Source organism: Saccharopolyspora cebuensis (assembly GCF_039542665.1).
Classification (GTDB): Bacteria; Actinomycetota; Actinomycetes; order Mycobacteriales; family Pseudonocardiaceae; genus Saccharopolyspora; species Saccharopolyspora cebuensis.
This window is the reverse complement of sequence record NZ_BAABII010000005.1, coordinates 371,832-397,554: the sequence shown is the minus strand read 5'-3', so window position 1 is coordinate 397,554 and position 25,723 is coordinate 371,832. Positions and strand designations below refer to the sequence as shown.

Annotated in this window: 26 protein-coding genes; 15 read left to right on the top strand and 11 right to left on the bottom strand. The window is 73.7% G+C overall.

Annotated features, from left to right (window positions below; genetic code table 11):
- The first annotated feature begins 12 nt into the window (after window positions 1-12).
- Window positions 13-1,437 (top strand): sugar porter family MFS transporter, encoded by a 1,425-nt coding sequence (locus ABD976_RS11560; RefSeq protein WP_345361658.1) that lies wholly within the window; start codon window positions 13-15, stop codon window positions 1,435-1,437.
- Window positions 1,438-1,460: 23 nt separating this feature from the next.
- Here ABD976_RS11560 and ABD976_RS11555 read toward each other — a convergent pair whose 3' ends face one another.
- The 8 genes from ABD976_RS11555 to ABD976_RS11520 all read right to left on the bottom strand — a co-directional run bounded on the left by ABD976_RS11555 (window position 1,461) and on the right by ABD976_RS11520 (window position 8,953).
- A complete protein-coding gene (locus ABD976_RS11555) occupies window positions 1,461-2,300 on the bottom strand; it encodes an SAM-dependent methyltransferase (protein ID WP_345361655.1) in 840 nt (279 codons plus the stop codon).
- Window positions 2,301-2,643: 343 nt separating this feature from the next.
- Window positions 2,644-3,666 carry a pyridoxal-phosphate dependent enzyme gene (locus ABD976_RS11550; protein WP_345361652.1) on the bottom strand — a complete coding sequence of 341 codons (1,023 nt, stop codon included), beginning with the start codon at window positions 3,664-3,666 and terminating at the stop codon, window positions 2,644-2,646.
- Window positions 3,579-4,574, bottom strand: a complete 996-nt coding sequence (locus tag ABD976_RS11545; RefSeq protein WP_345361649.1) for a GHMP family kinase ATP-binding protein — start codon at window positions 4,572-4,574, stop codon at window positions 3,579-3,581. Before ABD976_RS11545 ends, ABD976_RS11550 begins: the two co-directional genes overlap by 88 nt.
- Window positions 4,571-5,365 (bottom strand): Rossmann-like domain-containing protein, encoded by a 795-nt coding sequence (locus ABD976_RS11540; RefSeq protein WP_345361646.1) that lies wholly within the window; start codon window positions 5,363-5,365, stop codon window positions 4,571-4,573. The genes ABD976_RS11545 and ABD976_RS11540 overlap by 4 nt, the downstream gene beginning before the upstream one ends.
- Window positions 5,362-6,078 carry a methyltransferase gene (locus tag ABD976_RS11535; protein ID WP_345361643.1) on the bottom strand — a complete coding sequence of 239 codons (717 nt, stop codon included), beginning with the start codon at window positions 6,076-6,078 and terminating at the stop codon, window positions 5,362-5,364. Before ABD976_RS11535 ends, ABD976_RS11540 begins: the two co-directional genes overlap by 4 nt.
- Window positions 6,079-6,103: 25 nt before the next feature.
- Window positions 6,104-7,096 (bottom strand): ABC transporter substrate-binding protein, encoded by a 993-nt coding sequence (locus ABD976_RS11530; RefSeq protein WP_345361640.1) that lies wholly within the window; start codon window positions 7,094-7,096, stop codon window positions 6,104-6,106.
- Window positions 7,093-7,872, bottom strand: a complete 780-nt coding sequence (locus ABD976_RS11525) for an ABC transporter ATP-binding protein (protein ID WP_345361637.1) — start codon at window positions 7,870-7,872, stop codon at window positions 7,093-7,095. The genes ABD976_RS11530 and ABD976_RS11525 overlap by 4 nt, the downstream gene beginning before the upstream one ends.
- 1 nt (window position 7,873) lies before the next feature.
- Complete coding sequence (locus ABD976_RS11520; protein WP_425570086.1) at window positions 7,874-8,953, bottom strand: FecCD family ABC transporter permease; 1,080 nt, start codon at window positions 8,951-8,953, stop codon at window positions 7,874-7,876.
- Window positions 8,954-9,068: 115 nt separating this feature from the next.
- On the opposite strand from ABD976_RS11520, the gene ABD976_RS11515 reads away from it, so the two are divergent.
- From ABD976_RS11515 to ABD976_RS11450, 14 genes are all read left to right on the top strand, one after another.
- Window positions 9,069-10,313 carry an MFS transporter gene (locus tag ABD976_RS11515; RefSeq protein WP_345361635.1) on the top strand — a complete coding sequence of 415 codons (1,245 nt, stop codon included), beginning with the start codon at window positions 9,069-9,071 and terminating at the stop codon, window positions 10,311-10,313.
- 75 nt (window positions 10,314-10,388) lie between these two features.
- Window positions 10,389-10,976: a DinB family protein gene (locus ABD976_RS11510; protein ID WP_345361632.1), complete on the top strand. Its 588-nt coding sequence runs from the start codon at window positions 10,389-10,391 to the stop codon at window positions 10,974-10,976.
- A 127-nt stretch (window positions 10,977-11,103) separates the two neighbouring features.
- Entirely contained in the window at window positions 11,104-11,955 is an 852-nt protein-coding gene (locus ABD976_RS11505; protein WP_345361629.1) for an SMP-30/gluconolactonase/LRE family protein, read from the top strand.
- A 69-nt stretch (window positions 11,956-12,024) separates the two neighbouring features.
- Window positions 12,025-12,888, top strand: a complete 864-nt coding sequence (locus ABD976_RS11500) for a class II glutamine amidotransferase (RefSeq protein WP_345361626.1) — start codon at window positions 12,025-12,027, stop codon at window positions 12,886-12,888.
- 61 nt (window positions 12,889-12,949) lie between these two features.
- Complete coding sequence (locus ABD976_RS11495; RefSeq protein ID WP_345361623.1) at window positions 12,950-13,372, top strand: PPOX class F420-dependent oxidoreductase; 423 nt, start codon at window positions 12,950-12,952, stop codon at window positions 13,370-13,372.
- A 71-nt stretch (window positions 13,373-13,443) separates the two neighbouring features.
- The gene (locus ABD976_RS11490) at window positions 13,444-13,752 is read left to right on the top strand and encodes a hypothetical protein (protein WP_345361620.1); all 309 of its coding nucleotides are present in this window, start codon (window positions 13,444-13,446) and stop codon (window positions 13,750-13,752) included.
- 264 nt (window positions 13,753-14,016) lie between these two features.
- A complete protein-coding gene (locus ABD976_RS11485; protein WP_345361617.1) occupies window positions 14,017-15,210 on the top strand; it encodes an ROK family transcriptional regulator in 1,194 nt (397 codons plus the stop codon).
- Between the two features lie 21 nt (window positions 15,211-15,231).
- On the top strand, window positions 15,232-16,512 hold the full coding sequence (locus tag ABD976_RS11480) for an ABC transporter substrate-binding protein (protein WP_345361614.1): 1,281 nt from the start codon (window positions 15,232-15,234) through the stop codon (window positions 16,510-16,512).
- A gap of 5 nt (window positions 16,513-16,517) precedes the next feature.
- Window positions 16,518-17,426, top strand: coding sequence for a carbohydrate ABC transporter permease (locus ABD976_RS11475; RefSeq protein WP_345361611.1), 909 nt, complete (start codon window positions 16,518-16,520; stop codon window positions 17,424-17,426).
- A gap of 101 nt (window positions 17,427-17,527) precedes the next feature.
- Window positions 17,528-18,304 (top strand): carbohydrate ABC transporter permease, encoded by a 777-nt coding sequence (locus ABD976_RS11470; RefSeq protein ID WP_345361730.1) that lies wholly within the window; start codon window positions 17,528-17,530, stop codon window positions 18,302-18,304.
- A gap of 28 nt (window positions 18,305-18,332) precedes the next feature.
- Window positions 18,333-19,433 carry a Gfo/Idh/MocA family protein gene (locus ABD976_RS11465; protein WP_345361608.1) on the top strand — a complete coding sequence of 367 codons (1,101 nt, stop codon included), beginning with the start codon at window positions 18,333-18,335 and terminating at the stop codon, window positions 19,431-19,433.
- Window positions 19,430-20,173 (top strand): ThuA domain-containing protein, encoded by a 744-nt coding sequence (locus ABD976_RS11460; protein WP_345361605.1) that lies wholly within the window; start codon window positions 19,430-19,432, stop codon window positions 20,171-20,173. The genes ABD976_RS11465 and ABD976_RS11460 overlap by 4 nt, the downstream gene beginning before the upstream one ends.
- Window positions 20,170-21,282: a Gfo/Idh/MocA family protein gene (locus ABD976_RS11455; protein WP_345361602.1), complete on the top strand. Its 1,113-nt coding sequence runs from the start codon at window positions 20,170-20,172 to the stop codon at window positions 21,280-21,282. Before ABD976_RS11460 ends, ABD976_RS11455 begins: the two co-directional genes overlap by 4 nt.
- 83 nt (window positions 21,283-21,365) lie before the next feature.
- Window positions 21,366-23,321, top strand: a complete 1,956-nt coding sequence (locus tag ABD976_RS11450; protein WP_345361599.1) for an aconitate hydratase — start codon at window positions 21,366-21,368, stop codon at window positions 23,319-23,321.
- A gap of 8 nt (window positions 23,322-23,329) precedes the next feature.
- Here ABD976_RS11450 and ABD976_RS11445 read toward each other — a convergent pair whose 3' ends face one another.
- From ABD976_RS11445 to ABD976_RS11435, 3 genes are read right to left on the bottom strand one after another with little or no spacing between them, the layout of a single operon-like run.
- Window positions 23,330-23,554: a hypothetical protein gene (locus ABD976_RS11445; protein ID WP_345361596.1), complete on the bottom strand. Its 225-nt coding sequence runs from the start codon at window positions 23,552-23,554 to the stop codon at window positions 23,330-23,332.
- 1 nt (window position 23,555) lies between these two features.
- Complete coding sequence (locus ABD976_RS11440; RefSeq protein ID WP_345361593.1) at window positions 23,556-24,617, bottom strand: bile acid:sodium symporter family protein; 1,062 nt, start codon at window positions 24,615-24,617, stop codon at window positions 23,556-23,558.
- Window positions 24,614-25,474 (bottom strand): isocitrate lyase/PEP mutase family protein, encoded by an 861-nt coding sequence (locus ABD976_RS11435; RefSeq protein WP_345361590.1) that lies wholly within the window; start codon window positions 25,472-25,474, stop codon window positions 24,614-24,616. The genes ABD976_RS11440 and ABD976_RS11435 overlap by 4 nt, the downstream gene beginning before the upstream one ends.
- Window positions 25,475-25,723: the final 249 nt, after the last annotated feature.

Here is a 25,723-nt window from a genome sequence, read left to right as displayed (position 1 = left end):
AAGGGGTGTGGGATGCAGGCGTTCTCCAGCGAACCAGGAACGGAGGGCCCGCTGCGAGCGGTCCCGGGCCCCGCGACGCGCACGGTCTGGATCTGGGCGTCGACGATCGCGGTCGGCGGGTTCCTCTTCGGCTTCGACACCGGCGTCATCTCCGGTGCGCTGCTGTTCATCAAGCGCGAGTTCGGCCTGACCGCCTTCGAGCAGGGCAGCGTGGTGAGCGTGCTGCTGCTGGGCGCGATGGCCGGTGCGCTGGCCGCGGGCTGGCTCGCCGACCGGTTGGGACGGCGCGCGGCGCTGGGCGTCGAGGGGCTCGTGTTCCTCCTCGGCACCGCTCTCGCGGTCACCGCCACCGGGTACTGGACGCTGGTGCTGGGCCGGGTGGTGCTCGGCGTGGCGGTGGGGGCCGCCTCGGCGACCGTGCCCGCCTACCTCTCCGAGATCGCCCCGAAGCGGATCCGGGGCAGGCTGCTGACCCTGAACCAGCTCATGATCACCTCCGGGATCCTGGCCGCCTACCTGGTGAACCTGGCGTTCTCGGCGGGCGGGCGGTGGCGGGAGATGATCGGGGTCGGCGCCCTGCCCGCGCTGGTGCTGCTCGCCGGGGCCGCGTTCTGGCTCCCGGAGGCGCCCGCCTGGCTGATCGCGCGCGGCCGGGTGGACAAGGCCCGCGCGGTGCTCCGGTCGATCGCCCACCCCGAGGAGGTCGACGACCTCGTCCACCGGTACCGGTCCGGGGGTCGGCCCGGGCCGGACGCCGATCCCGGGCGCTCCGGCTGGCGGGTGCTGCTCGCCGCGTCGGTCCGCCCGGCGCTGGTGGTGGGGCTGCTGCTGGCCGCCGTGCAGCAGTTCGGCGGGATCAACACGATCATCTACTACGCGCCGACGGTCATCGAGGGCACCGGGATCAGCGCGGGCAACTCGATCTTCTGCTCGGTGTTCATCGGCGTCATCAACCTGGTGATGACGCTGGTGGCGATCCGGTTCATCGACACCCGGGGCAGGCGCCGGCTGCTGCTGGTGTCGCTGGCCGGGATGACGGTCTCGCTGGTGCTGCTGGGGCTGTCCTTCGTGCTCGTCCTGGACCCCGCGCTGTCGCTGGTGTTCATGGTGCTCTACATCGCGGCGTACTCGGCCGGGCTCGGCCCGGTGTTCTGGGTGCTGATCGGCGAGGTGTTCCCGCCGCACGCGCGGGCGGTGGGCTCCGCCGCGTCCACCACGGTCAACTGGCTGGCCAACTTCGTGGTCAGCCTGACGTTCCTGACCGTGGTGAACTCGGTCGGCACCGGTCAGACGTTCTGGCTGTTCGCGGTGGTGTGCGCGTTCGCCCTCTGGTTCGTCGCCCGCTACGTCCCGGAGACCGGGGGGCGGGAGTTCGACGAGGTCGACACCGCGCTGGCCGAGCGGTTCGGCAGGCGCCGGCCGCAGCGGACCGCCTGAGCCCCACGGCGCGTCCGATGTGGTCAGCGGGGGTCGATCCGGCGGAATCCCAGCAGCGCGACGGCGGCGGTGCCGGAGTGCAGGGCGTCGAGCTCGTGGCGCAGCACCCGCTCGTACCCGGTCACCAGGTCGTGGCCCCAGCGCCGGTGCAGCTCCTCGCGCTGCCCGGTGAGCCGTCGCAGCCACTCCCGGTGGGTGCGCACCGCGTCGTCGCGCAGCAGCACCGAGTGGGTGGGCTGCCAGAGCCCGAGGCAGCTCGCGCCCAGGTCGCTCGGCCGCACGAAGCAGCGGTGCCCGCCGACGCCCTCGATCAGCCGCTGCTGGGCCGGGGACGGGGTGGACCACCGGACGTCGGGCATCGCCAGCACTTCCAGCGCGAGCTTGGCGCCGCGCCGGGTCCAGTCGTGCAGTCGCTGGAAGAAGTCCCGGTAGCGCTCCAGGTGCCGGCCCGCGCGCGCCTCGGAGTAGCGGGTGGTGTGCTCGAGGAGCTGGGCGCAGACCACCGCGTCGAACCGCTCGGCGGGCGCGTAGTCCCGGTAGTCCGCGCACTCCACGTCGATCACGCCGGACCGGGACGCCGCGTCCCGGCAGTAGCGCGCGGACCGGTCGACGCCGACCGCCACGGCGTCGCGCCGGACCGCGAGGTATTCCAGCAGTCCGCCGGAGCCGCACCCCACGTCGAGCACCCGCGCGCCGGAGCGGACCCCGGCGAGGTCGGCGAGCCGGGCGAACTTGGCGGTGTGCGCGGCGCCGAGGTCGGTGGCGTCCTGCCACAGGCCGCAGCTCGTCGTGGCGCGCTGGTCGGTCCAGGCGCGGAGGAACGCGGTGTCGACGTCGTCGAGCGCGGTGGACATCTCGGGCATGGGTTCTCCTGGTGTTTCAGCCCGTCGGGAGTTCCGCGGCGACGGCCGCTGGGTCGATTCAGAACCGCAAGCTAGCAGTCCTGCCGCCGCCGGTGCGGGCGCGCGCGCAGCGTCACTCGAACGCCACCGGTACCCCCGGGTTTCCATGCCAATGAGTTAAATCCGATCGTGTTGCCCGAGTGCGCGGACCATTCTCTTCGCCTGAAACCGGTTGTAAAGTAGGCAGAATCCAGCGCAATCGACAATTTTTCCCGCTGTCCGAAGGGGAATGGTCACCCGAGGGCGGCGACACCGCGCTGGAGGGGAACGTCGCGGGGGCCGTGCGGCGCACGGCCCCCGCGCGTCATCCGGCCAGGAGCGGCTCGACGGCCCCGGGAGGGGCGGGCGCGCGGTTCCACGCCATCCGCGACCACGGCCGCGCCAGCGCGGTGAGGTCGCCGATCCGCTTCGGCGCGAGGTCCTCCGGCGCCGCGGCCTCGGCGTGCCGCGCGAACACGCCGTCGACGTAGCGGTGGCCGGTGTCGGCGGCGACGAACACCGCGGTGCGGGCCGGGTCCTGCTCGCGTTCCCAGCGCGCGGCGAGGTAGGCGGCACCGGAGGACAGCCCGGCGAACACCGCGTGCTCGCGCAGCAGCGCGACGCTGCCCGCCAGCGCGGCCTCGAAACCGACCCAGTGCAGCAGGTCGTAGCGCTCGTGCGCCACGTTGCCGAACGGGATCGAGCTGCCGATGCCCGCGATGATGATGTCCGGGTCGGCCACGTGCTCGCTGCCGAAGGTCACGCTGCCGAACGGCTGCACGCCGACCAGCCGCACGTCCCGCGAGCGCTGCCGCAGGTACCCGGCCAGCGCGCCGGTGGAGGCCCCGGACCCGACCCCGCCGACCAGCAGCAGCGGGCCGGGCACCTCGGCGGCGATGCGGTCGGCCACCGCCCGGTAGCCGAGGTAGTGCACGTCGTCGTGGTACTGCCGCATCCAGTGGTAGTCCGGGTGCTCCCGCAGGATCTCCTCGATGCGGGCGACCCGCCTGCTCTGGTCCAGCCGCAGGTCGGTGGACGGCTCCATCTGCTCCAGGTCCGCGCCGAGCACCGCGAGCTGGGTGCGCAGCGCGCGGTCGATGGTGGTGGACCCGACGATGCGGCAGCGCAGCCCGTAGCGGTGGCAGGCCAGCGCCAGCGCGTAGGCGTAGATGCCGCTGGAGCTGTCCAGCAGCGTGTCACCGGGCCGCACGGTGCCCGCGTCGAGCAGCCGGCGCACCGCGGCGAGCGCCGAGACCACCTTCATCGTCTCGAATCGGAGGCAGACGACGCCGGAACCGGTCCGCACCAGGTCCGGCCTGCCGATGGCTTCGGAGATGTGCTCGTCCACGCTCGTCCTCCGCTCGCGCGTTGCTGGGCCCGGAAGACCCGGGTCGCGGTGATGCCTTCGCGCCGCAGCCCGCGCACCCCGGCGCGGACCCTGCGGTCGAAGTCGGGGGTGGTGGCGTCGAACAGCAGGCCCGCCACGTTGCCGCTGTGCGCCACCTGCACGCCGACCGCGCCGACGTGCTCGGCCAGCCGCTCCAGCGCGGGCAGCTCGGCCTTGGCCAGCACCCGCTGGTTGAGCCGGGCGCTGGCGGTGCTGACCCGCCCGAGCAGCGCCGCGTCGCCGTCGGCGACCGCCGTCCGCAGCGCACCGCGCAACCGCTCGTAGCCGGCCACGTCGGCGGCCCGGTCCGCGGCCAGCGCCAGGGTGTCCACCGGCCGCCCGCCGCCGGTGAGGCACCCGACGACGGCCAGCGGCGGCAGCGCCGCGCCCAGCTCCTCCAGCACCTCGCCGTCGCGCTGGGCGAACAGCAGCGGTCCGCCGCCGAGCATCAGCGGATCGCACGCGCGCTCGGCGCGCACCGCGATCCGCGCCGTGGTGCCGGGGTCCGCGACCAGCCCGAAGGCGGCGAACACCGCGCGCACCGCGGCGATCACGTCGCTGGTCGACGACCCCATGCCCAACCCGACCGGCACGCCCGCGCCGAGCTGGAGCCGCCCGCCACCGGGCGGGCAGCGGCGCCGCCGGGCGCATTCCCAGAGCGCCAGCTCGGCGGCCCGCCGCGCCTTCGCGCGCTCGCCGGGCACCGCGAGCAGCGGGCCGCCCTCGGTGCGGGTGAAGTGGGCCCGGGTGCCGGGCCCGGTCATCGGCAGCGTCACCAGACCGCGCCGGGTGGCCCCGGTCGCGTCGCGGAAGAAGCCCTGGAGGAGCTCGCCGTGGTGGCAGGGCGCCCAGCCGATGCCCTCGGTCATGCGGCACCCGCCGAGCGGTACCGGTAGAGCACCGTCGGGTCGGCGCTGAACTGGGAGAACGGGAACGGTTCCGCGGACAGCGCGGTCACCCCCGAGCCGAGGAACGCCCGCGCCACCGCCGCCGCGGACTGGGCGTAGACGATCAGCGGCAGGCCCCGTTCCCGGCAGGTCCGCAGGATGGCGTCGAAGGTGCCGTTGCCCAGCGTCATGCCGGTGGCGACCACCGCGTCGGCCGCGGCCAGCACCTCGGCGGACTCGCGGGCCACCGGCTCGCCCCACCGGGTCTCGCGCAGGTTCAGATCGCACGGCAGGCATCGCCCGCCGCGCTCCCGGATCGCCGCGACCAGCGGGTTCACCACGCCGATCAGCGCCACCGCAGCGCCCGGCGCGACGTCCAGCAGCCCGGCGACGGCCGCGTCCCGCGCGGCCGCCCGCACCTCCGGGGTGCCCGCGGGCAGCGTCACCGGTTCGGCCTCGGGGGAGTCGCGGTGCGGGCGGCGATGCGCCAGGTGGGCGTCGAGCGCGGCGATGCGCAGCGGCAGCGGTGCGTCGGCGAGCAGCTCGGCCAGCGGTGCGCCGGAGGCCTCCGCGCACACCGCCGGATCGAGCTCGCCGGTCTCGAAGGCGCAGGCGCCGAAGGAGTCGCCGACCCGGACCAGCACGTAGCTGTTCCGGTAGGTGGTGCCGGACCCGGCCAGCCGGGTGCCGTGGTGCAGCCAGAACGCGCTGGTCGCCACCACCTCGCCCGCCTCGTCCCGGGCCGCGTCGAGCAGTTCGGCCACGCCGGTCATGCGGCACCTCCCCGGTGCAGCCGGAACAGGTAGGTCAGCACGCCGTCCTGCCAGTCGTGCCGGTGGTGGACCTCGGCGGTGAACCCGTGCTCGGCCGCGTCCCCGACGATCCGCCGCAGGTCGGCGGTGTTGGAGGCGACGAGGAAGACCTCGCCGCCGGGGGCGAGCAGGTCGCGTCCGGCGAGCTGGCGGAAGAACTCGGCCAGCAGCGGCGCACCGGCGCACACGTTGCGCACCACGTCCGGGTCGTCGCTGACCGGTTGGCTCACCGCGGGCGGGTTGAAGGTGACGACGTCGAAGGCGGCGCCGTCCGGGACGCCGTCGAAGACGTCGGCGACGACCGGGACCAGCGGCGGGCGGTCGCCGACCAGCGCGCGGTAGTGCCGCGACGTGGTGGCCACGCTCTCGGCGTGCACGTCGATCGCGTGGATCTCGCGGGCTCCGCGCACCCCGGCGGCGACCGCCTCGACGCCGAGGCCGACGCCCATCGCGGCGTAGCGCCGGTCGCGGACCTCGATGTCGCCGTCGAGGATGCGCTGGTGGATCATCCGGCTGGTCGCGCCGGGCAGGAACACCCCCGGCGGGACCTCGAAGGTCCAGCCGTTCCACTCGTGGTGCCGGGTGGTGCGCAGGTCCTGCTTCGGCCGGTTCAGCGCGACGATCCGGTCGGCGGGCAGCGGGGGCGGGAGTTCGGTGAGCGGCGTGCCGGGCACGGGGGGCTCCTTTCCGGTGGGTGGGTCAGCGCCCGATCGAGCGCAGGTAGGCGGCGAGGTCCTCGGCGGCGTCGATGTTGCGCGGGCCGCTGACGGCCTCGCCGTAGTCCATGACGTGGAACCGGTCGTGGCGCACCGCGGGGGTCGAGGCCAGCGGCGGGAAGGACTTCAGGAACGCGATCTTGTCCTCGACCGGCTGGTCGCCGTAGTCGACGACGGTGATGACCTCGGGCTGCGCGGCCACGACCGGCTCCCAGCCCACGGTGGTCCAGCGCTCGTCGAGGTGGCCCATCACGTTGCGCCCGCCCGCCAGCGAGACGATGGCGTCGGGCGAGGCCTGGCGGCCGGAGGTGAACGGTTCGGTGGTGCCGGAGTCGTAGATGAACACCCGCGCCGGTTCCCCGGCCGGTCGCGAAGCGCGCAGCGCCTCGGCCCGCTGCCGCAGGTCGGCGACCAGCGCGGCGGCCCGGTCCTCGACGTGGAAGATCCGGCCGAGCTGCTCCAGGTCGGTGTAGAGGGCTTCCAGCGGCGGCACCCGCACCGGGTTCGCGCCGTAGTTGAAGCAGCTCTCGGTGTGCTGGAAGCTCTTGATCCCGAGCTCGGCCAGCTTGGCGGGGGTGATGCCGCGGTCCTCGCTGAAGCCGGAGTTCCACCCCGCCAGCACCCAGTCGGCCCCGGCGGCCACCACGGTCTCCAGCCCGAGGACGTCGGTGGACAGCGTCTCGACCGAGCGGTAGTCGTCCAGGTACGGGGAACGTTCGACGGCCGGGTCGGCGGTGCTGGGCATCACGATCCCGCGCATCCGGTCGGCCAGCCCGAGCGCGAACATCTTCTCGGTGCTGCTCATGTCGTAGGCCACGGCCCGCTCCGGCAGCGGGTAGGTGATCCGCTGGCCGCAGTTGTCCACGGTCACCGGTTCGGGGCCGCGATCGGTCCGCGGTGCGACGGTGGCGCCGCAGGCGGTGGCGAGCAGGCAGCAGGTGAGCGCGGCGGCCAGGGCCGCGCGGCGGTGTGTCACGGTCGGTCTCCTCCGGGAAGTGCGTAGAGCAGTTGGGGGGCACCGGTGTGCGGGTGGCGCACCACGGTCGGCCGCACGCCGAACACGTCCTCGACGAGCTCGGGGGTGAGCACGTCGGCGGGCGCGCCGGTGCCGACCAGCCGGCCGTCGCGGAGCACGGCGATCCGGTCGCAGGTGGCGGCGGCGAGGTTGAGGTCGTGCAGCGCCACCAGGACGGTCAGCCCGCAGTCGCGCAGCAGCGCCAGCAGCGCGACCTGGTGGCGGACGTCGAGGTGGTTGGTCGGTTCGTCGAGCACCAGCACCCGGGACTCCTGGGCCAGCGCGCGGGCGATGAGCACCCGCTGCCGCTCGCCGCCGGACAGCGACAGCACCCCGCGCTCGGCCAGGTGCTCGACGTCGGTGCGCCGCATCGCCTCCGCGCACACCGCGCGTTCCCGCTCGCCGAGCCGGTGGCCGCCGCGCTGGTGCGGGTAGCGGCCGAGCGCGACCACCTCGGCGACGGTGAAGTCCAGCTCGGTGTGCTGCTCCTGGGTCACGGCGGCCACCGCGCGCGCCCCGTCGCGCGGGGACATCGCGGCGAGCTCGGTGCCGTCCAGCAGGACCGCGCCGGTGCTGGGGCGCAGCGCGCGGTAGGCGCAGCGCAGCGCCGTGGACTTGCCGCTGCCGTTGGGTCCGACCAAGCCGACCACCTCGCCGGGCCCCGCGGTCAGCACCAGGTCGCGGACCAGCGTCGTCCCGGCGATGTGCACCGAGACCTGGTCGAGCTCCACCCGCATGTCAGCGACCTCCGAACAGGTAGCCGCGGCGGCGCAGCAGGAAGACGAACACCGGCACCCCGATCAGCGCGGTGATCACCCCCAGCGGCAGCTCCCGGGGCGCGAACAGGGTCCGGGAGGCGAGGTCGACCCAGACCAGGAAGATCGCGCCGATCAGCGGGGCGAGCGAGAGCACCCGCCGGTGGTCGGCGCCGACCAGGATCCGCACCAGGTGCGGCATCACCAGCCCGACGAACCCGACGGCACCGCTGACCGCGACCAGCGCGCCGGTGACCACCGCGGTGAGCAGGAACAGGCCCCGGCGCAGCGCGGCGGCGTCCAGGCCGAGGCTCGCCGCGGTCTCGTCGCCCATCGCCAGCACGTCCAGCGAGCGGCTGTGCCGCAGCAGCAGGGCGATCGCGCCGGCCACGGCGGCGGCCGCGATCGGCAACGAGCCCCACGCCGCACCGCCGAGGCTGCCCAGCAGCCAGAACAGCACCGACCGGGCCGCCTCGCCGAACGGGGCGAAGAACACGATGACGCTCATCAGCGCCTGGAACCCGTAGGCCAGGGCGACCCCGATGAGCACCAGCCGCAGCGGGGTGAGCCCGGCACCGCCCCGGGCGGCGAGGTAGACCAGCGCGGAGGCCAGCAGCGCGCCGAGGAACGCCGCGGCCGACAGCGCGTAGATGCCCAGGCCCGCGAACAGGCCGAAGGACACCACCGCGCTGGCGCCGACGGATGCGCCGGAGGACACGCCGAGGACGAACGGGTCGGCCAGCGCGTTGCGCACCATCGCCTGCACGGCGACCCCGATCGCGCTGAGCCCGGCGCCGACCACGGCGGCGAGCAGCACCCGGGGCGTGCGGACCTGCCAGACGATCGAGTACCCGGTGACCTCCTCGGCCCCGATGGTGCCGCCGGTGAGCGCGGCGCCGAGGTAGCGCAGCACCTCCGGCAGCGGCACCGTCGCGGGACCCAGCGAGATGCCCGCGATGGCCGACCCGGCGAGCACGACCGACAACCCGGCCACCGCCCAGGGCAGGCGGCCGGTCCGCGTCGTGGTGCGGGTCGGGGGTGGCGCCGTGCCAACCGAAACCACAGCTACCTCCACAGTGGATGGTCAGGGGGACGTTCGAGGGGGGCGGTGCCGACCGACCGCCCGGCGGGAGCGATACTACAAATGAAAACCATTATCGTCTAGCGTGGTGGAGATCATGCCCGGACCAGCAGAGGAGAGCGAGCCCGTGACCGCACCGCCCGCCCGCGCACCCGCCCGGCACGTCCTGCGCGACCCGTCGTTCCTGCGCTTGTGGTCGGGCAGCACCGCATCGGGCCTGGCCACCTGGGCGCTGCCCTTCGTGCTCGGGCTCGCCGTGCTCGACCGCGACCTCGGCGCCGCCGGGCTCGGCCTGGTGCTGGCCGCGCGCACCGCCGGATTCCTGGTCGCGGTGCCGATCAGCGGGGTGCTGGCCGATCGCTACTCGCGTCGCGCCGCCGTGCTGTGGGCCGGTCTCGCCGCGGCGGTGGCGACCCCGCTGGTGGCGCTGGGGCTCGGCCGGTCGGTGGCGCTGATGGCGGTGGCCGCCGCGGTGGTCGGAGCCGGGCAGGGCGCCTGCCGCCCCGCGTTCCAGGCGCTCACCGCCGAGGTCGTCGACGAATCCCGGCGCCAGCGGGCCAACGCCGCGATGACCTTCGCGGTGCGGGTCACCACCCTGGTCGCCCCCGGGCTGACCGCGCTGCTGGCGACCGCGCTGAGCACCACGGCGCTGCTGCTGCTCACCGCCGCGCTCTGGCTGGTCACCGCCCTGCTGCCGCCCGCCGGGCGACCCGGCCCCGCCGGACCGCACCACCGGGTGCCGTTCCACGTCGAGTTCGCCGAGGGCGTCCGCGAAGCGCGGCGGCACCCGTGGTTCCTCGCCGGGCTCGGCGCGCTCACCGCCGTCATCGCCACCGGCTACTCCGCCACCGGGGTGCTGCTGCCGCTGATCAGCCGCGACACCTTCGGCACCGAGGCCGTGCTGGCCGCCGCGCTCACCGCCTACACCGCCGGAGCCCTGCTCGGCGCGCTGGTCGTGGCCCGGTGGCGGCCGCGGAACCGGGGCTGGGCGGCGCTGGCCGGGCTCGCCGCGTACGGGTTCGCCCCGCTGAGCCTGCTGCTGCCGGTGCACCCGGTGCTGGTGGTGGCGGCCTACGTGATCGCGGGGATCGGCATCGAGCTGTTCAACGTGCCGTGGTTCACCGCCGCGCAGCGCGAAGTGGCCCCGGACAAGCTGGCCCGGGTGTCCTCCCTGGACTTCCTGCTGTCCTACGGGCTCGCGCCGCTCGGGCTGGCGCTGATCGCCCCCGCGGTGGACGTGCTCGGCCCGGTCGCCGTGCTCGGCGGCTGCGCGGTGCTCTGCTTCCTCGCCCCGGCGCTGGCCGCGCTGGTCCCCTCCAGCAGGCGCTTCTCGACGAGCTGAACGACTGCGGGCGGGGCCGGTGGCGGAAACCGCCGTTCCCGCCCGGCTGTCGGTGCCCGTCGGCAGGATGTCGGCATGACCGAACCGAAGGCGGACCTGCACCGCTACCTGCAACAGGCCCGTGACGTGCTGCTGTGGAAGCTGGAGGGCCTCTCCGAGTACGACCTCCGGCGTCCGCTGACGCCGACGGGCACCAACCTGCTGGGCCTGATCAAGCACGTGGCCAGCGTCGAGCTGGGCTACTTCGGCTTCTCCTTCGGGCGCCCGCCCGAGGAGCCGATGCCCTGGCTGGCCGAGGACGCCCCGCTGAACGCCGACATGTGGGCCACCGCGGAGGAGTCGCGGGAGGACCTGGTGGCGCTGTACCGCCGGGCCGCGGCGCATTCCGACGCCACCATCGAGGCGCTGGACCTGGACTCGCCCGGTCGGGTGCCCTGGTGGCACGAGGGCAAGGCCGACGTGACGCTGCACCACATCCTGGTGCACGTGATCGCCGAGACCCACCGGCACGCCGGACATGCCGACGTGGTCCGCGAGCTGATCGACGGGCAGGTCGGGTTGCGGCGGGACAACGACAACATGGCGCCCGGGGACGCGGCGTGGTGGCGGGACCACCACGCCGAGGTCGAACGCGCCGCGCGGGACGCCGCCGGGCGGAGCTGACCGGGCGCCGGCCGGCTCCGTTCTTGACGCGCGCCCCGCCATCGCCAACACTGGCTGCCCGCGGGCCCGCCCCCCGCGTGGTCCGAAGTGGACGGACCGGCGGGTCGGGCGGCGCGGAGGAGGTCCGGTGGAGGTCGAGCAGGTCACCGATCCGTGCGCGCACCACGGCGAGGGCCCGGTGTGGCACCCGGCGTGGCCCGGGCTGCGCTGGGTCGACCTGCTCGCCGGCGACGTCCTCACCCTGGACCGGGGGACCGGCGAGGTCCACCGCGCGCACGTCGGCCGGGTGGTCGCGGCGCTGCGGCCCCGGCGGTCCGGTGGCGCGGTGCTGGCGCTGGAACGCGGCTTCGCGCTGGCCGACGACGACCTCACCGACGTCCGCCCGCTCGGCGACCTCTGGGACGACCCGACCGTGCGGATGAACGACGGCGGTTGCGATCCCGAGGGCCGCTTCTACTGCGGGTCGATGTCCTACGCCGAGGAGGCGGGGCGCGGAGCGCTGCACGTGCTGGAACCCGACGGCCGGGTGCGGACCGCCCTCGACCGGGTCACGATCTCCAACGGTCTCGCCTGGAGCCCGGACGGCGCCACCGCCTACTACGTCGACACCGCCACGCGCCGGATCGACGCCTTCGACCACGGGGGCGCGGCGCTGCGCGCCCGGCGGCCCGCGGTGCGCATCGACGCGGACCTCGGGGCGCCCGACGGGCTCACCGTCGACGCCGAGGGGCACCTGTGGGTGGCGCTGTGGGGCGGCGGAGCCGTGCACCGGTACTCCCCGGCGGGCGAGCTGCTGGACCGGATCGAGGTCCCGGCCTCGCAGGTGACCGCCTGCACGTTCGGCGGTCCCGCGCTGCGCGACCTCTACATCACGACCTCCGCGGTGGATGCCGACCGGCGACGCCATCCGGAGTCCGGAGCGCTGTTCCGGGTCCCCGGTGCGGGGCTCGGGATGCCGGTGGCGGCGTACGCGGGATAGTTCCGCACCGCTCGGGAGTTCCCCGCGGCGGCGCCTTTGGGTGCGGCCCGGACCGGGTATCCCACCGGCATGTGCCGGTTGTTCGGGATGTCCGCCGCCCCGCGCCGGGTGCGCGCCACCTTCTGGTTGCTGGAAGCGCCGGACAGCCTCGCGCGGCAGAGCAGGCGGGAACCGGACGGCACCGGGCTGGGCACCTTCACCGCCGCGGGCGCCCCCGAGGTCGACAAGCACCCGGTGGCCGCCTACCAGGACCGCGCGTTCGTCGAGGACGCCCGGCAGCGGGCGTCCACCACGTTCCTCGCGCACGTCCGCTACGCCTCCGCGGGCGCGGCCGTGCCCCGCGACACCCACCCGTTCCAGCAGCGGGGGCGGCTGTTCGCGCACAACGGCGTGATCGGTGACCTGGCCGCGCTGGACGCCGAGCTCGGCGAGCACCGCGACCTGGTGGTCGGCGACACCGATTCGGAGCGGTTCTTCGCCCTGATCACCCGGCGGGTCGAGTCGCGGGGCGGTGACGTGGCCGCGGGCATCGCCGACGCGGTGCGCTGGCTCGCCGACGCGGTGCCGGTGCTGGCGCTGAACCTGGTGCTCACCACGGCCACCGAGCTGTGGGCGCTGCGCTACCCCGAGACGCACGGGCTGCACGTGCTGGCGCGCACCCGGGGCGGGCCGCACGGCGATCGCCACTTGGACCACGCGAGTCCGGCGGGCCGGATCCGCACCCGCTGCGGTGAGCTGGCCCGGCACCCGGCGGTGGTGGTGGCCAGCGAGCGGATGGACGAGGACCCGGGCTGGCGGGCGCTGCGGCCCGGCGAGCTGCTGCACGTCGACGAACGGCTGCGGGTGCGCAGCCGCGACGTGCTCTCCGGTGCGCCTCGGCACCGGCTCACCCCGGAACAGCTCGACCCCCGCGCGGCGGCCTCGCAGGCGTGAGGTAAGCAGGAGCCGGGTACGGCGGGGTGGAGACCACGTCCGAGCTTGAGGAGGTTGCGGGATGCCCAAGGCACCTGTCCCGGCGGAGGTCGACGCGTTCCTGCGCGCGGCCAACCCGGCGGTGATCACGTCCGTGCGCCCGGACGGCCAACCCGTCTCGGTGGCGACCTGGTACCTGTGGGAGGACGGGCGGATCCTGGTCAACATGGACGAGGGCCGCAAGCGCTTGGAGTACCTGCGCGCCGAGCCGCGCGTCACGCTCACCGTCCTCGACGGGACCGACTGGTACACCCACGTCAGCCTGCAGGGCCGGGTGGCCGAGCTGCGCGACGACCCGGACCTGGTGGACATCGACCGCCTCGCCCGGCACTACACCGGCGGGCCCTACCACGAGCGCGAGCGCCACCGGGTCAGCGCGCTGATCGACGTGGCGCGCTGGCACGGCTGGGGCGCCCACGAGAACAAGGACGTCCACCACCACTGATCCCCGCGACCCGGGTGCGGGCGTACGGTGCGGCGAGGTCGACGCGGGCGCTGTCGCGCGCGGAGGGGGGCGTGGTGGAACGGGACGAGGTGGTCGCCGCGGCCGAGGCGCTGGAGCGCGCCGCCGCGTCGTCGACCGCCGGGGACTGGCGGCTCGGCGGGCTGCTGGCGAGCCGTCCCGAGGTGATCGCGCACCGCGCCGACGGCGGTACCGAGCACGTCGCGGAGGCCCGCACCGCGAGCGCGCGGTGGATCGCGGCGATGTCGCCCGCGCTGGCCGGACCGCTCGCCGCGTGGCTGCGGTCGGCGGCGCGCGTCGAACCGGTCGATCCCGCCGCCGTGGCGGTGGCCCGGGCGCTGCGCGACCGGCTGCCCGGCTGACCCGCCCGGCCGAACCGCGCCCGACGGAACCCCGGCCGACCGAACCCCTGACCGAACTCGGCCCGGCCCGCGCTCGGGGAACGTCCCGCGCCCGGCCGTTCGGGCGGCCCGGCGCGCTTCCGCTCGGCTGAGCGCGTTGCGACGACTTCGACCTGGGAGTGGTCGAAGTCGGTGAATTCGTGCGCAGAAGTCCTTCCGCACCGGGCCGAAGTCGCCTACTGTCCCCGATCGACGCGTGAGCTCGATCACGACGAGGTGGGTGCGGTGGGGACCAGGGTGCGGAACCGGGACCAGGCGGAACTGCTGCGCCTGCTGCGCGACCGCGGTCCGCTGTCCCGCGCCGAGCTGACCGACGGGCTGGCGCTGTCGAAGTCGAAGGTCGCCGTCGAGCTGGAACGGCTGGGCGGCACCGGACTGGTCGAGGACGCGGGTCGGGCCGCCTCGCGCGGCGGTCGTCCGTCGTCGTTGGTGCGGGTAGGCAGCGACCTGCGCTTCGCCGGGATCGACATCGGCGCCACCTCCGTCGACGTGGCCGTGACCGACGGGGCGCTGCGGGTGCTGCGGAAGGTGCAGCACGGGATCGACGTGCGGTCCGGCCCGGAGGAGGTGCTGGGCACCGCCACCGCGCTGCTGCGGGAGCTGTGCCGGAGCACCGGGACGACCGCGCTGGCGGGGATCGGCGCCGGGGTCCCCGGGCCGGTCAGCTTCGCCGACGGGGTCGCGGTGGTCCCGCCGATCATGCCCGGCTGGGACGAGTACCCGGTGCGCCAGCGGCTCTCCGCCGAGTTCGACTGCCCGGCCCTGCTCGACAACGACGTGAACCTGATGGCGGCCGGCGAGTTCCACGCCGGGGCGGCCCGGGGCCTCGGCACCTTCCTGTTCGTCAAGCTCGGCACCGGCGTCGGCGCCGGGATCGTCGTCGACGGCCGGGTGCACCGCGGTGTCGACGGCTCGGCGGGCGACATCGGGCACATCCAGGTGCACGACCAGGGACCGGTGTGCGCGTGCGGGAACGTCGGGTGCCTGGAGGCGTTCTTCTCCGGTGTGGCGCTGCGCCGCGACGCCACCACCGCCGCCGAGGCCGGGCGCTCGCCGTTCCTGGCCGAGCGGCTCACCACCACCGGGGTGCTGACCGGTCGGGACGTCGCCGACGCCGCCGCGGCGGGCGATCCGGTGGCCACCGGGCTGATCCGGGAGGGCGGCAGGCACGTCGGCGAAGTGGTGGCCAAGCTGGTCAGCTTCTTCAACCCGTCCCGGATCGTCATCGGTGGCGGCTTGGCGAACCTGGGGGACCTGCTGCTGGCCGAGGTCCGCAGCACGGTCTACCACCGCTCCCTGCCGCTGGCCACCCGCAACCTGCCGGTGGTGCTGACCGGGCTCGGCGACGCCGCCGGGGTGCTCGGTGCGGTGCGCATGATCAGCGACGACGTGTTCTCCCCGAACCCGGTGGCGGGCTGACCCGAGCAGGAGGGATCGCCGATGGAGCCGACCCGACCGACCCGCGCGCTGGTGCCCGCGCTGGCGCTGGTGCTGACCGGATGCGCGGTGGAGCTGCCGACCGCACCGGCCGACGTGGGCGCCCCCGAGGTGCGCGTCGTCGACCCGGCCGCGGCCGTCGGCGCCACCGGCGAGGTGACGGTGTGCGGACCGCGCGACACCGGCGTCTACACCACGCTCGTCGAGTCGTTCACCGCGAGCCGACCGGGGTTGTCGGCCCGCTACGTCGAACTCGGCGCCGACACCGACTACACCCGCACGCAGGCCATCCAGCGCCTCGAAGGCGGCTCCGCCGAGTGCGACATCTACGTGATGGACGTGACCTGGGTCGGGGAGTGGGCCTCCCAGGGCTGGGTGCTCGACCAGAGCGAGCTGGTGGCGGCCAACCGGCACGGCCTGATCCCCACCACGCTGGACACCGCGTTCTTCGACGGGCGCTACTGGGCGACGCCGTTCCACACCAACGCCGGTCTGCTGTTCTACCGCCGCGACCGGGTGCCGCCGCCGACCACCTGGCGGCAGGTCTACGCCGAAGCCGCCCGGGAACCGGGCAACCGGCTGGAGATGCAGGCCAAGCCCTACGAGGGGCTGACGGTGAACTTCCTCGAACTGCTGTACTCCGCGGGCGGCTCGGTGCTCTCCGACGACGGGGAGGTGACCGTCGATTCGCCGCAGACCCGCGAGGTGCTGCGCACCATGACCGGCGCGCTGCGCGACGGCGCGATCGACCGGGCCTCGCTGACCTACGAGGAGGACAACTCCCGGCGGGCCTTCGAATCCGGGGCGGCGGGCTACCTGCGGCAGTGGCCCAGCGCCCACGCGCTGATCGAGGAGACCGACGTCGGCGACTCGGTCGCCGTCGCCCCGCTGCCCGCGTTCGACGCCGGGGCCGAACCCGCTTCGGTGCTCGGCGGCTGGAACATGGCCATCGCGGCCCGCAGCACCAACGTCGGCGGGGCGGTGGCGCTGATCGACCACGCGACCGGCCCGGAGTTCCAGAAGCGCATCCTGCTGGAGCACTCCCAGGCGCCCGCGATCTCCGCGACCTACCGCGATCCCGAGGTGCTGGCGCGGGTGCCGTTCGCCGCGCAGCTCGCCGAATCGGTCGCCAACGCCCGGCCGCGGCCCCGGTCGCCGGTGTACGCGCAGCTCTCCCGGGCGATCTACACCAACGTCCACGACGCGATCTCCGGACAGTCCGATGTGGAATCGGCGGTGCGCCGGATGGTCGAGGACCTCGAAGCGGCGCAGGAGACCTTCTGATCACCATGGCAGCGACACGACGCGGGATCGGCGAGCAGCAGCGGCACACCGCGCGCTGGATGCTCGCACCGTCCCTGGTGCTGATGTTCCTCGTCTCGGCGGTGCCGATCGGCTACGCGATCTGGCTCTCGCTCAACGCCTACAGCGTCCGGCAGGCCGACCTGTCGGTGTTCGTCGGCCTCACCCACTACCTGAACGCGCTGGTGTCCCCGGAGTGGTGGGAGGCGTTCCGCCAGACCTTCTTCTTCGCGGTCGTCTCGGTGGGGCTGGAGGTGGTGCTCGGCGTGCTGCTGGCGCTGCTGCTGGACCGGGCGTTCCGGGGCCGGGCGCTGCTGCGCTCGACGGTGCTGCTGCCCTACGCGGTGCTCACCGTGGTCAGCGCGATCACCTGGCAGACCATGTTCGAACCCAACTTCGGGCTGGTCACCGGGGTGCTCAACGCGCTCGGCCTGCCCGGCGGCGACCTGGTGTGGCTGGGCGAACCCGGCTACGCGATGGCGGTGATCATCGCCGCCGACGTCTGGAAGACCACGCCGTTCGTGGCGCTGCTGGTGCTGGCCGGGCTCCAGGTCATCCCGCGCGACACCTACGAGGCCGCCGCGCTCGACGGTGCCTCCCGGTGGCAGGCGTTCCGGCGCGTCACGCTGCCGCTGCTGCGCCCGGCGATCGCCGTCGCGACGCTGTTCCGGCTGCTCGACGCGCTGCGGGTGTTCGACCTGCCGTTCGTGCTGACGCGGGGCGCCAACGGCACCGAGACCATGTCCATGCTGGCCTACCAGGAACTGCGCGAGGGCAGGCTGATCGGCCAGGGCTCGGCGCTGTCGATCCTGACGTTCCTCACCGTGATGGCGGTGTCCCTGCTCTACATCCGCTACGCCGGTGGCAACATCCGCGACGTGGCCGAGGAGAAGTGATGGCGACGATCCCGCTCGGCCCGGCGCGCGGCGGCACCGCCGCGCGCCGCGGCGAACCGGCCCGGCTGCACCCGGTCACCTGGGTGTTCGTGCTGCTGGCGATGCTGGTGTCGCTGGTGCCGTTCCTGTGGCTGCTCGGCACCTCGCTGCGCACCGGCGACGACCTGTCCAGCGGATCGCTGGTCCCGGCGAACCCGACCCTGCGCAACTACGCCGACGTGCTCCGCGACGGCGAATTCCTGGTCGCCCTGCTGAACTCGGTGGTCGTCGGGGTGAGCACCACCGCGCTGGCGCTGCTGTTCGCCTCCTTCGCCGCCTACGCGCTGGCCCGGCTCACGTTGCGCCGCAAGGGGTTGATCCTCAGCCTGGTGCTGTCGGTGACCACCTTCCCGGTGATCGCCATCGCCGCGCCGATCTTCACCATCTGGAGCGAGATCGGGCTCTACGACACGCTGATCGGGCTGATCATCCCGAAGCTGACCTTCGCGCTGCCGCTGGCCATCTTCACCCTCACCTCGTTCTTCCGCGAGATCCCGGCGGAACTGGAGGAATCGGCCTACATCGACGGCGCGAGCCCGTTCCAGGCGTTCCGGCGGGTGATCCTGCCGCTGGCGGTGCCCGGCATCGCCACCACCGCGATCCTGGTGTTCATCTCGGTGTGGAACGAGTTCCTGCTCGCCGTGACGCTGACCTCCACCCCGTCGGCGCGCACCGTGCCGATGGCCATCGCGTTCTTCACCGGCGTGAGCGAGTTCGACAAGCCGATCGGCGCCATCAGCGCGGCCTCGGTGCTCGTCACGATCCCGCTGGTGGTCGTCGTGCTCATCTTCCAGAAGCGGATCGTCTCCGGCCTGACCTCCGGGGCGATCAAGGGATGACCCGCCACACAACGAGGGAGGACCGTCCATGACCGGACCAGAGCAGTCCACCGCACCGCTGCGGGTCGGCGTCGTCGGCGTCGGCTGGGCGGGTAGGCAGCACCTCGCCGCCTACCACGAGCTGCCCGGCGTCGAGATCGCCGCCATCGCCGGGCAGGAACCCGACTTGCTGGCCGAGCTCGGCGAGCGCTACGGCGCCGAGCGGTTGCTGGAGCGCTGGGAGGACCTCCTGGAGGTACCGGACCTCGACGCGGTGAGCATCGCGGTCCCCACCTTCCTGCACGCACCGGTCGCCATCGCCGCGCTCAAGCGCGGGCTGCACGTGCTCACCGAGAAACCCCTGGCGCGCAACGCGGTCGAGGGCGCCGAGATGGTCGGCGCCGCCCGCGACGCCGGCCGGGTGCTCGACGTGGTGTTCAACCACCGGCTGCGCGGCGACATCCAGGAGCTCGGGAAGGTGATCGGGCGCGGTGACCTCGGGCGGCCCTACTACGCGCGGGCGTCCTGGATGCGCCGCCGCGGCATCCCCAAGCTGGGGAGCTGGTTCACCAACCAGGAGATGGCGGGCGGCGGTCCGCTGGCCGACATCGGCGTGCACGTGCTGGACTACTCGCTGTTCCTGCTCGGCGAGCCGAAGGTGACGTCGGTGACCGCGGTGACCTACGCCGAACTCGGCCCGCGCGACCTGGGCGGCGATCCGCGGGTGACCGCCGACCGCAGCAGCTCCGCCTTCGAGGTGGAGGACTTCGCCTCGGCGTTCATGCGGTTGTCCACCGGCGGCACGCTGGTGCTGGAGACCTCGTGGGCGGCGTTCCGGGACCCGGTCGACCTGATCGACTTCCGGGTGATGGGCACCGAGGGCGGCGCCGAGCTCAAGGCGGTCGGCGCCACCAAGGCCAAGGTCGCCGAACTGGTCGTCTACACCGACGAGGACGGCGAGATCGCCGACTACGCCCCGCCGGCCGGGCCCGGCACCGACCACGCCGGGGTGGTCGGCAACTTCGTGCGCGTGCTTCGCGCGCCGGAGCTGTGGTCGGCCAACGACGGAACGCTGGCGCTGGAGCGGGCCAAGGTGATCGACGCCTGCTACCAGTCGGCGGCGGAGAAGAAGGAGATCGCAGTCGGATGAACCAGCAGCAACTCCGGGTCACGGTGTGGAACGAGGGCGTCCACGAGGCCCTGAACGACCCGCCGGGCATGGCCGAGTACTACCCCCGCGGCATCCACGGCGCGCTCGCGGAGGCGCTGCACGAGCAGCTCCCCGGCGCTACCGTGCGCACCGCGCTGCTCGACGACCCGGGCCACGGGCTCGACGAGGAGGTGCTGGCCGCCACCGACGTGCTGCTGTGGTGGGGGCACAAGGCGCACGACCGGGTGGCCGACGAGGTGGTGGACCGGGTCCAGCGGCACGTGCTGGGCGGCATGGGACTGCTGGTGCTGCACTCCGGTCACTTCTCGAAGGTCTTCACCCGGCTGATGGGCACCACCTGCTCGCTGTTCTGGCGCAACAACGCCGAGCGGGAGCTGGTGTGGACGGTGGACCCGACGCACCCGATCGCCGAGGGCGTGCCCAACCCGATCATCATCCCGGAGCAGGAGACCTACGGCGAGCACTTCGACATCCCGGCGCCCGACGAGCTGGTGTTCATCAGCGGGTTCAGCGGTGGCGAGGTGTTCCGCTCCGGCGCGACCTTCCACCGCGGCAAGGGGCGGATCTTCTACTTCAGCCCCGGCGACGAGCGCTACCCGGTCTACCACCACCCGGAGGTGCGGCGGGTGCTGGGCAACGGGGTGCGCTGGGCCGCGCGGCCGGGCGTGCCGCGGGAGCAACCGCGGGTGGCCAACGCACCGCAGGACTGGTTCGCGTGAGCCGCGGGGCGGCGATCCTCGGCGGCGGGATGATCGCCGCGGTGCACCGGCGGGCGGCCCTGCTCGCGGGGGCCGAGGTGGTGGGGGTGCTGGCGTCCACCGCGCAGCGGTCCCGGGAGGTCGCGCGGGACTGGGGCGTGCCCACCGGCTACCCCGACGTCGAGGCGGTGCTGGCCGACGACCGCGTGGACGTGGTGCACGTGTGCACGCCCAACGCCACCCACGCCGCGTTCGCGGAGCGGGCGCTGGCCGCGGGCAAGCACGTGATCTGCGAGAAACCGCTGGGCGTGTCGGTGGCCGAAGCCGAGCGGATGGCCGCCGCGGCCGACCGCAGCGGTCTGGTGGCCGCGGTGCCGTTCGTCTACCGCTACCACCCGATGGTCCGCGAGATCCGCGAGCGCAGGATCGCCGGGGAGCTGGGCGAGCTGGCCCTGGTCCACGGCAGCTACCTGCAGGACTGGATGCTGTCCCCGGACGCGTCGGGCTGGCGGGTCGATCCCGAGCTGGGCGGGCGGTCGCGCGCCTTCGCCGACATCGGCTCGCACTGGTGCGACCTGGTGGAGTGGGTGTCCGGCCACCGGATCGAGGAGCTCGTCGCGGCCACCTCCATCGCGGTCCCGGACCGCCCCGCCACCGGCGGCCCGGCCTTCTCCGGGGCCGGCAGCGGCGAGCGGGTGCCGGTGCGCACCGAGGATTCCGCGGCGCTGCTGTTCCGCACCGGCGGCGGCGTGCTCGGGTCGACCACCGTGTCGCAGGTCGCGGCCGGGCGGAAGAACCGGTTGTGGTTCGAGCTCGACGGGGCGCTGGGCAGCGCGGTGTTCGACCAGGAGGACCCGGAACGCGCGTGGTTCGGCGGCGTCGCCGGGAACCGCGTGCTGGTCCGCGATCCCGAGCACGGCGGGGCCGAGCAGCGGCGGCTCTCGCACCTGCCCGCCGGGCACCCGCAGGGCTACGCCCAGTGCTTCGAGAACTTCGTCGCCGACAGCTACGCCGCCGTCGACGGCGAGGCCCCCGACGGGCTGCCCACCTTCGCCGACGGCCTGCGCTCGGCCCGCCTCGTCGAGGCGGTGCTCGCCGCCGCCCGCACCGGTTCCTGGACGCCGGTGTGACCGGACCCCCGCTCGGCGTCGCCGTTTCGCCCGGCGCCGAGCGGGGTATCCGAGGTGGCCGCCGACCGTAGTGGAGGGCCGACATGCCGCGGACCGTCGCGCACCAGCTCATCGCGTCCCACCTGGTCGACGGCGAGCTGAGCCCGGGGGAGGAGATCGCGCTCGCGGTCGACCAGACCCTGACCCAGGACGCCACCGGCACGCTGGTGATGCAGGAGCTCGAGGCGCTGGGGCTGGACCGCACCCAGGCCGAGGTGAGCGTGCAGTACGTGGACCACAACCTGCTGCAGACCGACGAGAAGAACGCCGAGGACCACGCCTTCCTGCGCTCGGCGGCGCAGCGCTACGGGATCTGGTTCTCCAAGCCCGGCAACGGCGTCTCGCACCCGACGCACATGCAGCGCTTCGGCCGTCCCGGCACGACGATGGTGGGTTCGGACTCGCACACCTGCGCCGCCGGATCGCTGGGGATGCTGGCGATCGGCGTCGGCGGCCTGGAGGTGGCGATGGCCATCGCCGGGCGCCCGCTGCGCATTCGGATGCCGGAGATCTGGGGGGTGCGGCTCACCGGGGAGCTGCCGCCGTGGGTTTCGGCCAAGGACGTCGTGCTGGAGATGCTGCGCAGGCACACCGTGCGCGGCGGCGTCGGGCGGATCATCGAGTACCACGGCCCGGGACTGGCCGGGCTGACCGCGATGGACCGGCACGTGATCGCCAACATGGGCGCCGAGCTGGGCGCCACCACCACCGTGTTCCCGGCCGACGACGCGGTCCGCGACTTCCTGCGCGCGGAAGGCCGGGAGGACGACTTCACCGAGCTGCGCGCCGAGGACGGCGCCCGGTACGACGTGCACGACGAGATCGACCTGTCCGCCCTCGAACCGCTGATCGCGCGGCCCTCGGCGCCCGACGACGTGGTGCCGGTCCGCGAGGTCGCCGGGGAACCGGTCAGCCAGGTCGTCGTGGGTTCCTCGGCGAACCCGGGACTGCGGGACTTCGCGGTCACCGCCGCGATGGTGCGCGGTCGCCAGACCGACGCCGCGGTCAGCTTCGACGTGAACCCGACCTCCCGGGAGATCCTGGAGGACCTGACCCGGATGGGCGCCACCTTCGACCTGATCGCCGCCGGCGCTCGCATCCACCAGGCCGGGTGCATGGGCTGCATCGGGATGGGGCAGGCGCCCGCGGTGGGGCAGAACTCGCTGCGCACCTTCCCCCGGAACTTCCCCGGCCGGTCCGGGACCGAGGAGGACTCGGTGTGGTTGTGCTCGCCGGAGACCGCCGCCGCGGCGGCGCTGACCGGGCGCATCGGCGACCCGCGCGACGTCGCGGCCGAGCACGACATCCCGGCGCCCCGGTTGGCGCTGCCCGAGCAGGCGTCGGTGAACACGGCCATGCTGGTGCCGCCGCTCCCCGTCGAGCAGGCCCGGGAGGTGGAGCTGGCGCGCGGGCCGAACATCTCGGCGCTGCCGGACTTCCCGCCGCTGCCGGACCGGATCGAGGCGCCGGTGCTGCTCAAAGCGGGCGACAACGTCTCCACCGACGAGATCTCGCCCGCCGGGGCGCAAGCCCTGCCGTACCGGTCGAACGTGCCGAAGCTGGCCGACTTCACCTTCACCCGGATCGACCCGGGATACCCCGAGCGGGCCCGCGAGGTCCGCGACGGCAGCGGGCACCTCGTGGTCGGCGGGGAGAACTACGGCCAGGGCTCCTCGCGGGAGCACGCGGCGATCACGCCCCGCTACCTCGGGCTGCGCGCCGTCCTCGCGCGGTCCTACGCCCGGATCCACTGGCAGAACCTGGCCAACTTCGGCATCCTGCCGCTGGAGTTCGCCGAACCCGGCGACTACGACCGGATCGGCACCGGTGACGTGCTGGTCCTCGACGGCGTGCGGGAGGCGCTGGAAAGCGGTGACCGGATCACCGCGCGCAACGCCTCCCGCGACGAGGAGTACCCGGTGCGGCATTCGCTGTCGCCGCGCCAGGTCCGGGCCGTGCTCCACGGCGGGCAGATCCCGCTGCTCGCCGCGGAGGGCTGAGCCTGCGCTCAGCCGCCGTCGTGGTCGGCCCCGGCGCTGCCCTCGCCCGAGTCGAAGTTCAGCACCCGGTCGAACTCGATCAGGCTGTCGCCGTTGTTGCTGAACTGGATCAGGGCCAGGCCGCGCAAGGCGCTGCTGCCCTCATCGCTGGCCCCGGCGTGCGCCGGGGCGCTCGTCGCGGCGGAAGCGGCCAGGAAGGCGGCGACCCCCGCCGCGGCGCGGATTGCCCACATGTCAACGTCCTCCTCGTTCGAGTTGTGCCGCGGCGACCGGAGCGACCGCCTCGGCCGCCGGCTCCGCCGACCGGGCGAACCGGCGCGCCATCCAGGCGCAGGTGATGAGTTGCATCTGGTGGTAGAGCATCAGCGGCAGCACGATCAGGCCCGCGTTCGCGCTGCCGGCGAACAGCACGGTGGCCATCGGCAACCCGCTGGCCAGGCTCTTGTTCGACCCGCAGAGCACCAGCACGACCCGGTCCTGCCGGGCGAACCCGCACCACCTGCCGAGCAGCCCGGTGCCGAGCAGCACCGCGGTCAGCAGCACCGCGCACACGGCGAGCAGCACACCGATGTCGCGCGGCGACAGCCGGTCCCAGATCCCGGCCGCGGTACCCCGGCTGAACGCCAGGTACACCACGACCAGGATGACGCCCCGGTCCAGCAGGCCGAGGACGCCGGCGTGCTTGCGCAGCCGGGGACCGACGACCGGCCGCAGCAGCAGCCCGGCGGCGAACGGCGCGAGCAGCAGCACCACGACGTCGCGCAGCGCCCCCGGCGTGATGCCGCCACCGGAGGACAGCACCAGCAGTCCGGCCAGCAGCGGGGTCAGGAAGACCCCGAGCACGTTGGAGAACGAGGCCTGGCAGATCGCCGCGGCCACGTTGCCGCGGGCCACCGAGGTGAAGGTGATCGCGGACTGGACGGTCGACGGCAGCACGCAGAGGAACAGCACGCCCAGGTGCAGTTCCGGTGCCAGCACCGAGGGCACCAGCACCCCCAGCGCCAGGCCCAGCATCGGGAACACCGCGTAGGTGATGAGCAGGACCAGGCCGTGCAATCGCCACTGCCGCACGCCGTCCCAGGCGGCCGAGGGCGAAAGCCGGGTGCCGTACAGGAAGAACAGCAGCCCGATGGCGACCTTCACCGCCACGCCGAGGACTTCCGCCGGTGCGCCTCGGACGGGCAGCAGCGCGGCGACGCCCGCGGCGCACAGCAGCGCCACCACGTAGGGGTCCAGGCGCAGTCGCGCGAGGAGCCGGGAGGGGGAGAGCACGTCGCTGCTTCCGCTCGGGCTCACGCGTGCGCGGAGACGGACCGCGGGTGGTTGCGGCTGATGTTGCGCTCCAGCAGTTCGAGCGCGTCGGCGATGCCGCCCCGACCGTCGATCACCTCGGGCAACCTGCCGTCGGCCAGCCGCAGCTCGCTCAGCGCGGTGTCGATGGCGGTGTGCGCCGCGAACAGGCACGGGGTGCTGTAGATCGCCACGTTCACGTCGAGGTCCTGCAGCTCCGGCAACGACACGCGCGGCGACTTGCCGCCCGCGATCTGGTTGAACAGCAGCGGCTTGTCCCCGATCACCGAGCGCACCTTGCGGATCCAGTCGATGCTGCGCACGCCGTCGACCAGCAGCACGTCGGCGTCGGTGGCCGCCAACGCCTCGGCGCGCCGGAGGATCTCGGATTCCTCGGTGGCGTCGGTGCGGGCGACGACCACGAGATCGCGCCGGGTGGCCAGGACCAGTTCGAGCTTGTCGAGGTACTCGTCCAGCGGCAGGACCTGCTTGCCGTCCACGTGCCCGCAGCGGCGCGGGCGCTTCTGGTCCTCCAGGATGACGCCGGAGGCGCCGACCAGTTCCAGCTGTTCGACGACGTGGCAGGCGACTTCCGGGTCGACGTAACCGTCGTCGATGTCGACCAGCAGGTGTTGCCGCGGGAAGGCGAGCCGCAACCGCTGCACGAAGGCGACGATGTCCGGCCAGGCGATGAACCCGATGTCGGGCAATCCGTAGTGCGACGCCGCGAAGCCGAAGCCCGAAATGAACATTCCCGAATAGTGCTTCGCGGTGATCGACGCGGAGAACATGTCGTAAACACCGATGAGGGGGGTGATCTGCGGGGACAGGATTTCGTCGCGCAGTGCGGTCCCGTGCTTCAAAGCTTCTCCCAATGGGGGCAGTGCGGGGGTGTGCTTCTTCGATGAGAACCGGATTCGGCGGGAACGGACCGCTTCGCGGCATTGCGGGCGGCCGTAATTGATTCCGCACGAGCATGAGGCGCGGCTCTCGGCTCGATACCCTAATGAACGGTGCGGGTCCCGATCAAATCGCTATCGGGTGTATTTGCGCGAACACGAAGGTGTGCAAAATGAGTCGTAACGCGTCGGAATTCGCGAACTGATTTCGCC